Origin of the sequence: Aquibium oceanicum (assembly GCF_001889605.1) — a bacterium.
In the GTDB taxonomy this organism is placed as follows: Bacteria; Pseudomonadota; Alphaproteobacteria; order Rhizobiales; family Rhizobiaceae; genus Aquibium; species Aquibium oceanicum.
Map to the genome: position 1 here is coordinate 43120 of NZ_CP018172.1, position 12762 is coordinate 55881.

General features: G+C 63.8%; 16 protein-coding genes and 1 pseudogene. All 17 read left to right on the forward strand.

Annotated features, from left to right (window positions below):
- Nucleotides 1-59: 59 nt before the first annotated feature.
- The 17 genes and pseudogenes from BSQ44_RS25550 to BSQ44_RS25625 all read left to right on the forward strand — a co-directional run bounded on the left by BSQ44_RS25550 (nt 60) and on the right by BSQ44_RS25625 (nt 12752).
- Nucleotides 60-452, forward strand: coding sequence for a hypothetical protein (locus tag BSQ44_RS25550; protein WP_072608325.1), 393 nt, complete (start codon nt 60-62; stop codon nt 450-452).
- Between the two features lie 88 nt (nt 453-540).
- On the forward strand, nt 541-966 hold the full coding sequence (locus BSQ44_RS25555) for a hypothetical protein (protein ID WP_157894701.1): 426 nt from the start codon (nt 541-543) through the stop codon (nt 964-966).
- A 41-nt stretch (nt 967-1007) separates the two neighbouring features.
- Nucleotides 1008-1337 (forward strand): annotated as a pseudogene (locus tag BSQ44_RS25560) (antitoxin of toxin-antitoxin stability system); the annotation flags it as partial.
- A gap of 301 nt (nt 1338-1638) precedes the next feature.
- Nucleotides 1639-2520, forward strand: a complete 882-nt coding sequence (locus tag BSQ44_RS25565; RefSeq protein WP_235633473.1) for a hypothetical protein — start codon at nt 1639-1641, stop codon at nt 2518-2520.
- Between the two features lie 108 nt (nt 2521-2628).
- Nucleotides 2629-3258, forward strand: coding sequence for a DUF1419 domain-containing protein (locus BSQ44_RS25570; RefSeq protein ID WP_072608327.1), 630 nt, complete (start codon nt 2629-2631; stop codon nt 3256-3258).
- On the forward strand, nt 3242-3679 hold the full coding sequence (locus BSQ44_RS25575; protein WP_072608328.1) for a hypothetical protein: 438 nt from the start codon (nt 3242-3244) through the stop codon (nt 3677-3679). The genes BSQ44_RS25570 and BSQ44_RS25575 overlap by 17 nt, the downstream gene beginning before the upstream one ends.
- A 76-nt stretch (nt 3680-3755) precedes the next feature.
- Nucleotides 3756-4289, forward strand: coding sequence for a DUF4262 domain-containing protein (locus tag BSQ44_RS25580; RefSeq protein WP_072608329.1), 534 nt, complete (start codon nt 3756-3758; stop codon nt 4287-4289).
- Nucleotides 4261-4719 carry a hypothetical protein gene (locus BSQ44_RS25585; RefSeq protein WP_072608330.1) on the forward strand — a complete coding sequence of 153 codons (459 nt, stop codon included), beginning with the start codon at nt 4261-4263 and terminating at the stop codon, nt 4717-4719. Before BSQ44_RS25580 ends, BSQ44_RS25585 begins: the two co-directional genes overlap by 29 nt.
- Nucleotides 4720-4917: 198 nt before the next feature.
- Entirely contained in the window at nt 4918-5412 is a 495-nt protein-coding gene (locus BSQ44_RS25590) for a DUF5983 family protein (protein WP_072608331.1), read from the forward strand.
- A 29-nt stretch (nt 5413-5441) separates the two neighbouring features.
- Entirely contained in the window at nt 5442-5750 is a 309-nt protein-coding gene (locus BSQ44_RS25595) for a DUF4326 domain-containing protein (protein WP_072608332.1), read from the forward strand.
- A gap of 124 nt (nt 5751-5874) precedes the next feature.
- The gene (locus BSQ44_RS25600) at nt 5875-6306 is read left to right on the forward strand and encodes a hypothetical protein (RefSeq protein ID WP_072608333.1); all 432 of its coding nucleotides are present in this window, start codon (nt 5875-5877) and stop codon (nt 6304-6306) included.
- A gap of 207 nt (nt 6307-6513) precedes the next feature.
- Nucleotides 6514-6687, forward strand: coding sequence for a hypothetical protein (locus BSQ44_RS27105; RefSeq protein ID WP_157894702.1), 174 nt, complete (start codon nt 6514-6516; stop codon nt 6685-6687).
- Complete coding sequence (locus BSQ44_RS25605; protein WP_072608334.1) at nt 6684-7298, forward strand: hypothetical protein; 615 nt, start codon at nt 6684-6686, stop codon at nt 7296-7298. Before BSQ44_RS27105 ends, BSQ44_RS25605 begins: the two co-directional genes overlap by 4 nt.
- The gene (locus BSQ44_RS25610) at nt 7298-7498 is read left to right on the forward strand and encodes a hypothetical protein (RefSeq protein WP_072608335.1); all 201 of its coding nucleotides are present in this window, start codon (nt 7298-7300) and stop codon (nt 7496-7498) included. Before BSQ44_RS25605 ends, BSQ44_RS25610 begins: the two co-directional genes overlap by 1 nt.
- Nucleotides 7498-7710 (forward strand): hypothetical protein, encoded by a 213-nt coding sequence (locus BSQ44_RS25615; protein WP_072608336.1) that lies wholly within the window; start codon nt 7498-7500, stop codon nt 7708-7710. The genes BSQ44_RS25610 and BSQ44_RS25615 overlap by 1 nt, the downstream gene beginning before the upstream one ends.
- A complete protein-coding gene (locus BSQ44_RS25620) occupies nt 7707-7988 on the forward strand; it encodes a hypothetical protein (protein ID WP_072608337.1) in 282 nt (93 codons plus the stop codon). The genes BSQ44_RS25615 and BSQ44_RS25620 overlap by 4 nt, the downstream gene beginning before the upstream one ends.
- Before the next feature lie 279 nt (nt 7989-8267).
- Nucleotides 8268-12752, forward strand: a complete 4485-nt coding sequence (locus BSQ44_RS25625; RefSeq protein WP_072608338.1) for a strawberry notch-like NTP hydrolase domain-containing protein — start codon at nt 8268-8270, stop codon at nt 12750-12752.
- Nucleotides 12753-12762: the final 10 nt, after the last annotated feature.

The window sequence follows — 12762 nt, forward strand, 5'->3', positions numbered from 1 at the left end:
AACCGCGCGGTCCGTTGCCACAAGGCGTTCTGGCCGCCGGCATTTTGAGGAGCATGCAAATGTTCGACTGGAACAAATCCTGTTCATATGACGATGCGCAGAAGCGCCGGTTCCACGCCACTGCCCGTTCTCGCCTGAAGAAGCTGGCGGCTGAACTCCATCTCCCAACCGGATCCTACGACATCCGATCGAACAGGGCGGGCATCGCTGTCAGCGGTGAAGTCACCCTGCATCACGACGGCGCCTATATCCAGGTGGGCCAGTTCGCCCTGACCTCGCATCACGGAATCCTGATCCGCAGCTGCAAGGGTCGCCGCGACTATACCGGCGGCCGCAACCATTTCCTCGACCTGGACAAGCTCGACGATATCCCCGCGCTCGCCGCCGCTGTCCACGCCATCACCGGCGTCGGCCAGGTCGGCCAGTCCGAGCCCAGCGTTCGCGCCGCCTGAACCGCTGTCCAACACTGCGCCGGGCGCACCGGTGCGGCGACCTTGATCAAAACCATCCACCAGATCGCCGACATGAAAGGAAATCATCATGGCCAATCACAAAAGCGGCCCATCCTCACTTGAAGACGCCCGTCGCGCCATGGGCTCGCCAGATCCAAACCTGCCTTTTGCCGATCCAGAACGCGAGGCGAGCGCTCGACTGTTCGCCCTGGCGCCGGCGATGTTGCAATCGCTGAAAGGCGTTGTCCGGTCGGAGCAAAGCATTCCCGTCGGAATGAGGGCTGTGCGGGCCTTCATTCGCGAACCAGCATTCGCCGATGCCGGGAGGATCCTGGAGGTGCTGACGCCACTATCGCCTCAGGGTGCAGCGGTGTCCGATCTCGCCGAATATCTGTCGATCGACCGGTCGCGCGTCGCAGCTGCCCTCGCGCTGCTCGACACCTATGGCGCCGTCGACATCGACGATGTCGGCGAGGGCCACGCCGTTCGCTTGGCAAAAGGACTGACGCTATGAGTCTCAATCCCGTTTCCTTCGACAAGCCGCTCGTTCGCGAGCCCCGTCATGCCGAATTGCATCGGATCGCAGATGTGCTGGCAGCCGTCCAGCGCCCCAACTTCTACCAGCTCAAGGCCACGATCACGCACCGCGATCGCTACTACCATGAATATTGCATGACGATCTCCGTCGAACGCGACAGTCCGACATGGCAGGATATGACGACCGACGCCGAGGAAACGCTGGCAGAGGCGTTGCGCGATCTTGCCCGTTGGCTCTATCGGCAGCTGGAGCACGAGTACGACTATCTGACCTCGGACGAGTCGGTCGACGACGCGATCCGCGCCAACAACTACACCTTCACCGAGACCGGCCGTCGTTTTGGCTGATTAGATTGCCAGATCGATTTTCACCGATCTCTTCCCCCATCAACCTCCCCAGCTTTCTGCCCTGACCGTCGACAGCGGCCGTCGCGCTTGCGCGCGCCCCGGAGGCAAAGGCGGGGGTCGATGCCGGAGTGCGTAAGCATGCGGCATCGTCGTTCCCATGTTCAGCGACGGAGCCTTCAATGCCGCTCACCCACCGACGTCGTCACCAGTTGCGCGCTAGGCTCACCGGCCGGCTTCTCGCCGTCTGCTACGGCGCGGGGTCGATTCAACCGCCATGCTGGTTGCCCTGAAACTTGCTGGCTTGCGTCCCCACATCATCACGTTCGCCGATCTCAACGCGGAAAAGCAGCTGACCCTCGATCACCTCGACCAGATGACGCGCGTCCTCGCGCGATGGGATTGGCCGTCGATCATCCTGTGCCGAAAGAAGACACTTCCCGGCACGGGCTATGACGACCTCTACGGAAACTGCATCGCGAACGAGACGCTTCCGAGCCTCGCTTTCGGCATGAAATCCTGCAGCATCAAATGGAAGCAGAAGCCGCAGGATACCGGCATCAAGGGCGCCAGGTCCGGCCCCAATGCTGGCGCGCCCCATCCGATCTGGCTCGAAGCCCAGCGGACCGGCCAGCGCATCGTCAAGTTGATCGGGTACGATTGCAGCCCCGCGGACATTCGCCGGTCGCGCAACCTGCCCGAAGCCGATGCCGACTTCGACTACGAGTACCCCCTGCAGATCCTCGGTTTGGCACGCAAGGACTGCGTCGACATCATCACCGAAGTGCTCGGCCCCGACCATGTGCCGGTCAAATCGGCATGTTTCTTCTGTCCGGCCACGAAGCTATGGGAGTTGTTCTGGCTCGCGGCTCACCAGCCGGACCTGCTCGAGCGCGCCCTCTTTCTGGAGCGCAATGCGCTCACCGGCCGGCACAGCCGTTTCGACGAATTCCAGTTTGGCGGCCCGTGGGACGAACTGGTCCGCAACGCCGACAGGTTCCCCAGTTCGAACACCACCGTCGGGCTCGGCCGAAGCTTTGCCTGGAACCAGTGGGCGCGCGTCAATGGCGTCGTCGACGACAACTTCCGCGTCAAACGCAGCGAGGCCGATCGCGCCCGTTTTCTGATCATGGCCGATCGCCTGAGAGGGGACGGCAACGCGCGCGACACGCGTTCCTTGCCCTGAATAGCCAACCTTCGTCTGCCTTCGGGCCAACATCCTCAACAAAGCCACGCGGTTGCAACGACGCGGTTCACGCCGCGCGCGGTTGAACCGCGCCCAGGAGTAACCTCGATGAATGCACATCCACCTTTCCGCAAGGTCCTCGACGGCATCGCCTCGCGCGAGCAGATGTTCCGACTGTTCGACCATCACAAGGACGACCCCCACTTCGACCCACTCTCCGGCAAGCCCTATGCAGGCGAATGGTTCGAGATAGAGGCCGCCGGCTACCACTTGATGCTCGCGCTCCTCCCACCGCTGTTCCAGAGGACCGGCATGTTCGGCATGTCCGAATACCGAGCCGGCAACGTCACCAGCGTCTTTTTCTCGATCACGATTCGCGGCCGCGAACGCTGGTTCCACGGATTCTGCAATCTGACCGACAGGCACAGTCCGGACGCGATGCGGGCGGCCATCATCGCCCACGAGACGGGCGCGGCCGACAGCATGACGCGCGAGGAGAAGCTCGAAGCAATCTGGAACGCCACCCATCCGGACTTCCGCGGGATCGCCGGTGACACCGATTCGAACGCGTGGCCCGAAGACTGCTACGGCAAGCGCAAGATCGTCATCGGTGATCGCGGTGCTGCCGTCTTCAAACTGCTCGACCACCTGACCGACGAGGAAATCGATGCCAGGATGCCGGCCGTCCTTGCCCGGCGCACCAGAAGGGGAGGCAGCAACAATGCGGACCCCTCGTAGGAAGCAAACGGCCGCGACCGCACACGGCTACGAAGCGCGCTCGACCTATACGGCCAATCTCGGCGTCCCCGATCGCCTCCAATACCGGCGCACGTTGCCCGGCGCGCCGACTGTCGCCGACCTCGTGCGCCCCGGAGACACGATCGCGACCTCCTACCGCACCGGAGGCGTCGTGATCGAGGTGACGGAATATTTCTACAAGGCGCCGACCGGCGAAACGCTGTCGCACTTCACCATAGTCTACATGCCGGCCGATCGCGCTCGAAGATACCGCGATAGCGACCGGCATTGGATCAACGAATGTGTCGCCGTCGGGGACCGCATCCTGATGCTCTTCGAGGCCAATGCCGACGAGGTCTCCGTCGTCGGTCGCATTCGCCCGGCTGATGCCGTGCGCCCCAGGAGCATCCTGATCACCTAGCCGCCGCCGATCGGAAGATGAGCGGACATCTTATCTCGACAAAATGTCGGAACCATCCCAACTGAAGGAGAACCCCATGACCATTCCAGGCCGCACACGCGAAGTGAAGCAGAACATCGAGTCCTACGGACAACACCTGTCCCAGGTGTTCGGCGATGGATCCGATCCCGGCTTTATCTACACGATCGGCAATGCCGATCGTGGTCTCCCGGAGCTTCTGCTGATCGGCGACTTCCCGTCCCATATCGCCGCGGGACTGCTCAACGAGCTCGGCGCCAAGATGCGGGAAGACGGCAAGCCGCTCGCCACAGGCCTTGTCGATATCGGTTGGTCGATTCCCGTAAAAGTCCGTCAGGCCGGTCCGCTCGCGCGCTCGCGCTACACCATTCGCGGAGACCGCGCGCGCCGCTGCCGACTGGCTCGACGACATGATCAACCAGTCTTCCAACCTTCAGCGAATCTGACTCTACGTCAGACCCGCCACCTTCCAGAACGACGAATCGAAGCCCGGCCTGCCGGGCTTTCGCTTTTTCCGGGCCCGCGCGAGCGACCCCCAACCGCATCCAATCAGGAGAATTACGATGATCATGCACGACTGGCGATTGCATGAAGAGATATCATCCGACATCGACGCAAGACCGTGGGACGTCCTGGTGAAGGAGGCGACGGCGACAAGCTACCGTATCGAGGCGACCTGTCCCGACAGGACCGAACGTCAGCTCTGGCTCGAAATCCAGGACGGCAATCTTGTCGTCCACGCATACGATCCCGAGCACGAGGAGCCGGTGAACCTGCGCATCTCCAGAACCGACATCACCGTCGACACGGAACGCGAAGGCCAGGCCCTGCGACGTGCCGATAAAAAGCGCTTCGCTGCCATGCAGGCGTTCGTCCGGCAAATGTCAGCCATGTCGCTTCCAGAGGAAGAGACCACGGGCGATCTCGACGAATTCATCGCCGATCTCGATGAGGAGCGGCTTTTCGGAGCGTACCACACCTTCATGTACATGATCCGGTCGGCCCGAGAGATCGAAAAATGACCATCGTGGCAGGCTCCGCCACCGCACCGATCGGGGCGGCCACACGACGTGAGGCGATTGATGTCGCGCCCGCCTGTGCTGCGGCTCGGCGCGAAGGCCGCGGCCAGAGAGGCAGAGGCGGGCCGGATGGGGCTGGTGTCGGGGGCCGGAAAGGGAGTCCGACACCGTCGACCCCGACCATCAACGACGGAGCCTGTCATGAAAGCCCACATCGCCACTGTCGATCTTGTCATCCGCGCCGGATCATGGGCCGAGGCCTGCGATGGCCTGAACTGTCTTCTGACCGCCAGCGGTATTCATGACGATACCGACCCGGTCCTTTTCGACTGGGCCTATGTGCCCGAACAGAAGTTTCCCGATGACGCCTGGCCGAAGGAAATCGAGCTGCCGGAAGGATGGCTCGACCTTCCGGACGAACCGAACAGCGTTTCGCGGCTGTTCCCCGATCGCGAGCACATTGAGCCAATGCTGGTCATGAGCACTGCCCATCTCGACGAGCAAGCCCGCAGCTTTCTCGACTCCGGCAAGGGCATTGTCATCCCGTTCGAGCACGGCTGGATCGTTTACGCCAGGACGGAGCACCGTGGTCCGCTCGCAACCCTGCTCGACTACGCACTCTCGCGCGTTTGCCTGTGGATCAAATTCGACAGCACCGCTCCGCTGATCCAAGACCTTCCGATCTACGACTGGTGATCGTGTCGGAAAGCACAGGAACCGAGCCGATGTGCAAAGTTCTCAACAAGCATGTCGACGTGATTCCGACCGGTGCCGAATATATCGGCCGCGGATCGAAATGGGGCAATCGCTTCATCATCGGCCGCGACGGCGACCGGGCGACGGTCATCGCCAGATACGAGCGCTGGCTCGCCGATCAGCATGACCTGTTGCGCGCGCTGGACGAGTTGCGCGGCCGCGACCTTGTCTGCTTCTGCGCACCAAAACCCTGTCACGGCCACCTGCTCCACCGGCTGGCCAATGCGACCCGCGCAGACCGCATCGCCTGGTGGCGCGGGATCAAGTGGAGCGCGTAGCCGACGATCGTTGGACGAGGAGTGAGCCGTCCGCACATGGCCGCTCCCATAGACAACAGCACTGATGTCCACTCCCGGCCGGCGCTTGCGCCGGGCTTTGTCGGTTCAAAACAGGAGAAAACCCATGCCCACCTTCACCATCGAGACGACCTACCGCATGCCGTACTACCGACAGGGCACCTACGAAGCCGCGACGCCCGAGCAGGCCTGCCGTCTCGCCATCGAGGATGAAGACTGGTCTGGCGAATTGCCTGACTACGAATGCGCCGGCCCCACCTATGTCACCGGCATCTGGAAAGGCCGGGACGCCGCCTATGAAGGCGAGGAAGTCGACGTGCCGTCGCATTTCGACGAAACGGCACACCGCATGATCAGCCACTTTCACGAGCTTCTCGCACAGCTCGCCCATATCGCCCAGCCGACCGGTCTGCCCGCCGCGGAATTCGACCGTTGGCTGCCGAAAGCGACGGCGGCGGTCGAGAAGGCGCGCGCCATTATCCACGAGCAACGCGATCCGGATCAACCCGCCGCCGACAACGTGCTGGCGTCGTCATGACGATGCCGGCGCGCTCTGCCGGGTCACACTCACCATCAAAGGAGAAACCGCTATGAAGAACAACGTTCCCGACGTGCATGTCCTCGACCGCGCCATCCCGCCGGGGAGGTGCTACTGGCCGAGTATGGAGACATATCCGCCGACGAACGGAGACCGGCCGAAACGGTCCTGGACACGAAACTGGGCTGGGGCCGGACAACCGTCCGCTTGGTCGCAGTCACCGCGGGCTGGGCCATCGCCGGTTCCATGCTGCGCTGGGACAATGGCTGTTTCGCCGTCCGCTGCGAAATCGATGGTGCGATCCACGGCAGCCGCTACGCCACCTTCGATCAGGCAGCCGAGCATTTCAATCGCATTCCGGGCGAAAGGACACGACTATGAGCCAGTCATTCGAATGGTTCGATAAGCTCACAACCGCCGCCGAAAGCACCGACGAAGGCAGGCTGTTCAAGGCGGCGGGCTTCGACCTTCATCATACCGGTGGCGGTTGCACCGCATGGCGACGCGCTGCCGTCGACGGATACCACATCCTGGTCACCGACAGCACGGGAACCGATCATCGTCTGGGAGACAGCTATGTCATCGACGCCGCCCACCCCGATCGCTGGCTGATCGGCCTCCACCTCGACGACGGCGACCATCTCGAAAGCTTCGACGCCGCCACCGTTGTCCAGGCAATAGAAGCCGCCGGCCGCCTGGATGAGGCCGCCCGCCGGTTCAGCCCCGATGGCGACCAGCTGGTGCCAGGCTCGCCGAAAACCTCGGCCGCGACGATAGCGGCCATGCTGTCGGAGTTGATTGAGACACATATGCTCAAGTGCGATGAGGCATTCCCCCACCCCGACGACTGCCCGGCGCATGTCATCAGCGAAGTCCACAAGACCGCCGCCTGGATCCAGAGCATCAGGACTTCCGGCACCGGCGCCGGTCATCTGATCGAGCTGTCACTGGATGACGACACGTCCTTCCATATTCGCGTGGAGGAAGCCTGATGTTGCGCAAAATGGAAGGTTTCAAGCGCGTTACGGACAGCAGCAAGGTGTACCGCACCCGGCCGGACGGGATCGGCGGGCACAAGGTCTATGTCGAGATCACCCGCTGCGTGAACGACGTGCATGACGTGGTCTACTGGCAGCGCATTCCCGATGGCCCTCGGGCACGAGCAGTCATCGCCAGAATGGAGGACGCGTAATGGCGAAAGTCTTTGACGTGATTGTCACTCGCAACATCACCGAAAGCTGCACGATGCTGATCGAAACGGAGAACCGAGCAACTGCGATCATGCTGGCCCATGAGCGGTCCCGCACGGACCTCGATCTGGTGTGGGAGCAAGACGACACTCCCAATGCCAGCGCTGAATATTGTGTGACGCGCTGCGAGCTTCAGGGGGTAATTGGATCATGAAGATCATGAAGACGGTAATCAGTGTGACAATCATGCACCCCGAAGATGAACCCCTCGACCACAAGTCCCTCGGCGAGATGGGCTATCAGATCGATGAGGGCGACTGGCTGGGGCGAATAGGCACGCTTTCCGAAGAGACCGTACCGCCAGACAAGATCGTGGCAGAAGCCAAGGCGCTGGGGAACGACGGTAGCTTTCCCGAGTGCATGGGCTGGCTGCCGGACGATGCCGGGGAGCTGATCGAGCAAGACAACGGGGCGCGGACGGGCGACGATTAGGGAAATCGCCTGGTGAACGATCAATGAAGTCTCCGAAGCCCCGCCGATGTCCTGGGAAGCGGTCTTCGGAGCCGGGATTGGCAGAAAGATGCTGACCGTCATGGCGTCGGTTCGCTGACGGCCGCAAGGTCGTCAGGCCGATATGTCGCCAGCGTCGCCCGCGCTGGAACCGCAATCGGCGGTTCGGCGGTGCGAGAGGGAGAGGGGGGCCGGGAGGCGGGTGGCCCGGGGCGCGGAGAGAGCGCCGCCGGAGCTTCCCCCTCACGACAAGGATCTCCCATGAACATCGTCACGACCACATCGGCCGCCGCCGCGGCCGGCCCTCTCGCTACGCCCAACCATGACCCGGCGCAGCGCGCCGCCGCGATTCTCGCGGCCGCAGGCCGTCTCGTTTACTATCTGGAGCGTGGCCAGCCGATCGGAGCCGCCACCCTGCGCAGCACGATGACCGAAGCCCTCGGCGGCACCGACGCCCAGGGCCACTGGAGCTGGAAGGACGCCTATGAGGCGACAGAGGTGGCTCAGGTCCTGTTCCTTCGCAAGTTCGGCGCCGCCATCACCGCACAGGCACAAACCCGGCAGGCGGCGCTCGCCATGCTGACGAAGGTCGCCGGGCATGTGCCGACCCACACGCGCCGTTCCGAGGAAAGCCAGGCGCTCCAGCAGCTGTCGACCCCGATGCCGCTTGCCTTCGTCGCGTCCCGCGCCGCCGGCATCATAGCCGACGATGTCGTGTTCGAACCCTCCGCCGGCACCGGGCTTTTGGCAATATGGGCCGAACTCGCCCGCGCAAGTCTTTCCCTCAACGAATATGCGCCGGTTCGCCGCGCGCTTCTCGCGGACCTGTTCGCCCGCGCGACGGTGACGCGGCACGATGCCGCCCATATCGATGACTATCTCGATCGGAGGGTCCGTCCGACCGTCGTGCTGATGAACCCACCGTTCTCGGCGGGCATCCATGTCGAGGGCGTCGTGGCCGACGCCGCATGGCGCCATCTCACCTCTGCCTTCGCGCGTCTTGCGCCCGGCGGCCGCCTGGTCGCCATCACCGGCTCGGGCCTGTCTTCCGACAATCCCAGATGGCGCACCGCCTTCGAGCGCCTGCAGGAACAGGGCACGGTTCTGTTCAGCGCGGCGATCGACGGCAGTGTCTATGCACGGCACGGCACGACTGTCGAGACACGGCTCACCGTCATCGACAAGATCGCCGCCGGCGATCCGAAGACGCTGGCCGCCTCGAGGGGCACCGCGCCGGACCTGCCGACCCTGCTCAGCTGGATCGGCGATCTCCCACCGCGCTCCCCGTCGACGTCACCGACGTCGATCGGTGCGCTGGCGAACGGTGTCCTGCGCGGCGTTGCGGCGAAGATGGCCGCCCGCAAGGCGGCCGACGCGCGGCGACCGGCAGCGGTCACCACTCCGTCCAGCCGGCGAACTGAGCACGCCAGCAAGCCGCGCCCCCTCGCGCCCCGCGCAGCTCCTGCCCCCTCCGAAGATGACATCGTCGAACTCTTCTACGAATTGCGCGATGCGCCCGCAGTCGATCCCATCGCCGCGGCCGACGGTATCTACGAGCCATACCGGGTTCAGTCGATCCACATCCCCGGCGCAAAACCCCATCCCGACAAGCTGGTCGAGTCTGTCGCCATGGCCTCGGTCGCGCCGCCGAAGCCCAGCTATCGCCCGCATCTGCCCAAGCGCATCGTCGCCAATGGCGACCTGTCCGACGCCCAGCTCGAAAGCGTCATCTATGCCGGCGAAGCACACTCCGGCCATCTCGCCGGCCACTGGAGTACCGACGCGACCTTCGACAATCTCAAGACTGTCGCCCCCGATGCCGAAGGCGCGGTCCGGTTCCGGCGCGGCTGGTTCCTCGGCGACGGCACCGGCGTCGGCAAGGGCCGCCAGATCGCCGGCATTCTGCTCGACAACTGGCTGAAGGGACGCCGCCGCCATGTCTGGATCTCCAAATCCGACAAGCTGATCGAGGACGCCCAGCGTGACTGGAGCGCGCTCGGCCAGGAGAAGCTGCTGATCACGCCGCTCTCCCGGTTCCGGCAGGGCAAGCCGATCAAGCTGAAGGAAGGCATCCTCTTCACCACCTTCGCGACCTTGCGGACCGACGAGCGCGAGGGCAAACGGTCGCGCGTCCAGCAGATCGTCGACTGGCTCACCGGCGCCGATGAACCGGACCTTTATCCGACCGACGAACCGCACATCTTCGATGGCGTGATCGTCTTCGACGAGGGCCACGCGCTGGCTAATGCAGTCGGCGGCAAATCCGATCATGGCGCAAAGGCGCCCTCGCAGCAGGGCAGGGCGGGTCTTCGGCTCCAGCGCGCCCTTCCCGATGCCCGCATCGTCTATGATTCCGCCACCGGCGCAGCAGATGTGGAATCCCTCGGCTATGCCGAGCGGCTCGGCCTGTGGGGAAGCACCGATCTCCCCTTCGTGACGCGATCGGAGTTTATCTCCGCAGTCGAGGATGGCGGCGTCGCCGCCATGGAGGTGCTCGCCCGCGACCTCAAGGCGATGGGCCTCTACGCGGCGCGATCCCTTTCGTTCGAAGGCGTCGAATACGACATTCTCGAACACGAGCTGACGCCGGACCAGATCCGCATCTACGATTCCTACGCCGAGGCCTTCCAGGTGATCCATACCCATCTCGACGCCGCGCTCGAAGCGGCCGGGATCACCAGCAAGGACGGGACGCGCAACAAGCAGGCCAAGGCGGCAGCGCGCTCGGCCTTCGAAAGCTCCAAGCAGCGCTTCTTCAATCACCTGCTGACCTCCATGAAGACGCCGGCCCTGATCGCAGCGACCAATCGCGATCTGGACGAAGGCCTGGCCTCCGTCATCCAGATCGTGTCCACCGGGGCGGCGCTGACCGAACGCCGGCTCGCCCAGATCCCGACCGAGGAATGGGCCGACATCCAGGTCGACGTGACGCCGCGCGAATATGTCATCGACTATTTGATGCACTCGTTTCCGGTGCAGCTTTTCGAGGAATATTCCGACGAGAAAGGCGACGTCTTCTCGCGGCCTGTCTACGATGACGCCGGCAATCCGGTCATCTGCCGCGATGCGGAGCGGCGGCGCGACGACCTGGTGGAAAGGCTCGGCAGCCTGCCAGCCGTCCCCACGGCCCTGGACCAGATCGTCCAGACATTTGGCACCGACCGCGTTGCCGAGATCACCGGACGGTCACGCCGTATCGTCCGGCGAGCCGACAGCGGGTCGATCGCCCGCTTCGCTGTCGAGAACCGGCCTGGAAGCTCCAATCTCGACGAGGCGCGCGCCTTCCAGGACGACGAGAAGGGCATTCTTGTCTTCAGCGATGCCGGCGGTACGGGGCGCTCCTACCATGCCGATCTTGGTGCCAGGAATCAGCGCCGCCGGCGGCACAATCTGCTGGAGGCAGGTTTCCGCGCCTATGTCGCCATCCAGGGTCTCGGCCGCTCCCATCGCACCAATCAGAAACAACCGCCATGGTTCCGCATGATCGCGACCAATGTGAAGGCTGAACGGCGGTTCCTGTCGACGATCGCGCGCCGTCTCGACACGCTCGGTGCGATCACCCGCGGACAGCGGCAGACCGGCGGGCAGGGCATGTTCCGCGCCGAGGACAATCTGGAATCGCAATATGCCCATGATGCGCTGCGCCAATTCTATGGCCTGCTCCATCAAGGCAAGATCGACGGCTGTTCGCTGACGCGGTTCGAGGCGATCACCGGCCTGTCGCTGACCACCGAGGAAGGCGGATTGCGCGACGAACTGCCGCCAATGCACACCTTCCTCAACCGCATGCTGGCACTGACGATCTCCATGCAGAACCTGTTGTTCGAATCCTTCGAGCAGCTGCTCGCCGCGCGCATCGAGGGCGCGATCGCCGCCGGCATCTACGACCAGGGTCTTGAAACCCTGTCGGCCGAAAGCATGACGGTCAAGGAACGGCGCCTGATCCACACCCATCCGGCGACCGGCGCGCAGTCGCACCTTTTGACCATCGAGCGCCTCGTCCGAAACCGGCCGACGACGCTCAAGGAGGCCTTGTCGATGGCTGCCTTCGATCCCCGCGCCACCTTCATGGTCAATGCGAAGTCCAGGCGGGCCGCGGTGATGATCCCGACCCGCTCGATCATGCTCGAAGACGGGGCCGTGGTGCCGCGCGTTTCCCTCTACAGGCCGATGGGCGATGTCCGTTTCGAAGCAAACCAGCTCAAGGAGACGAACTGGGAAGAGGCCGACAAGCAGGTCTTCGCCGAGGCTTGGGAGGCCGAGCTGACGACGATCCCCGCGTTCACGACCTCGACGCTGCACATCGTGACCGGTTTGCTTCTGCCGATCTGGAAGCTGCTGCCACGCGACCACTGCAAGGTCTTCCGCCTGGAAATCGACGGTGGCGGGCCGATCGTCGGCCGGTTGATCGCACCATCGGAGCTATCGCGGCTGTGCCGCAATTTCGGAATCGATCAGACGCAGATCATCGGCGCCGACCAGGCCTGGAAAGCAGTGCTCAACGGATCCTCGATCATCGGCCTTGCCGGCGACATGACGCTACGCCGGGTCCGTGTGATGAACGACTACCGTGTCGAGCTGGCCGGGTTCACCCCCGACATGCGCGACTGGCTCAAATCGATCGGCCTGTTCTCCGAGCTGATCAACTGGAAGCTGCGCTTCTTCGTTCCGACCACCGAGGAGGGACCCGCCATCCTCGCCAGGCTCCTGCAGCGCCATCGCCTGATCGATGTCGCCGGCATCTGAGAGAGGAGGA

Bases quoted from the DNA above. Each gene is read 5' to 3' on its own strand.
- BSQ44_RS25555 (WP_157894701.1), top strand. From the start codon at position 541: ATGGCCAATCACAAAAGCGGCCCATCCTCACTTGAAGACGCCCGTCGC.
- BSQ44_RS25575 (WP_072608328.1), top strand. From the start codon at position 3,242: ATGCGGACCCCTCGTAGGAAGCAAACGGCCGCGACCGCACACGGCTAC.
- BSQ44_RS25615 (WP_072608336.1), top strand. From the start codon at position 7,498: ATGGCGAAAGTCTTTGACGTGATTGTCACTCGCAACATCACCGAAAGC.
- BSQ44_RS25570 (WP_072608327.1), top strand. From the start codon at position 2,629: ATGAATGCACATCCACCTTTCCGCAAGGTCCTCGACGGCATCGCCTCG.
- BSQ44_RS25610 (WP_072608335.1), top strand. From the start codon at position 7,298: ATGTTGCGCAAAATGGAAGGTTTCAAGCGCGTTACGGACAGCAGCAAG.
- BSQ44_RS25620 (WP_072608337.1), top strand. From the start codon at position 7,707: ATGAAGATCATGAAGACGGTAATCAGTGTGACAATCATGCACCCCGAA.
- BSQ44_RS25625 (WP_072608338.1), top strand. From the start codon at position 8,268: ATGAACATCGTCACGACCACATCGGCCGCCGCCGCGGCCGGCCCTCTC.
- BSQ44_RS25590 (WP_072608331.1), top strand. From the start codon at position 4,918: ATGAAAGCCCACATCGCCACTGTCGATCTTGTCATCCGCGCCGGATCA.
- BSQ44_RS25600 (WP_072608333.1), top strand. From the start codon at position 5,875: ATGCCCACCTTCACCATCGAGACGACCTACCGCATGCCGTACTACCGA.
- BSQ44_RS25585 (WP_072608330.1), top strand. From the start codon at position 4,261: ATGATCATGCACGACTGGCGATTGCATGAAGAGATATCATCCGACATC.
- BSQ44_RS25580 (WP_072608329.1), top strand. From the start codon at position 3,756: ATGACCATTCCAGGCCGCACACGCGAAGTGAAGCAGAACATCGAGTCC.
- BSQ44_RS25605 (WP_072608334.1), top strand. From the start codon at position 6,684: ATGAGCCAGTCATTCGAATGGTTCGATAAGCTCACAACCGCCGCCGAA.
- BSQ44_RS25550 (WP_072608325.1), top strand. From the start codon at position 60: ATGTTCGACTGGAACAAATCCTGTTCATATGACGATGCGCAGAAGCGC.
- BSQ44_RS25595 (WP_072608332.1), top strand. From the start codon at position 5,442: ATGTGCAAAGTTCTCAACAAGCATGTCGACGTGATTCCGACCGGTGCC.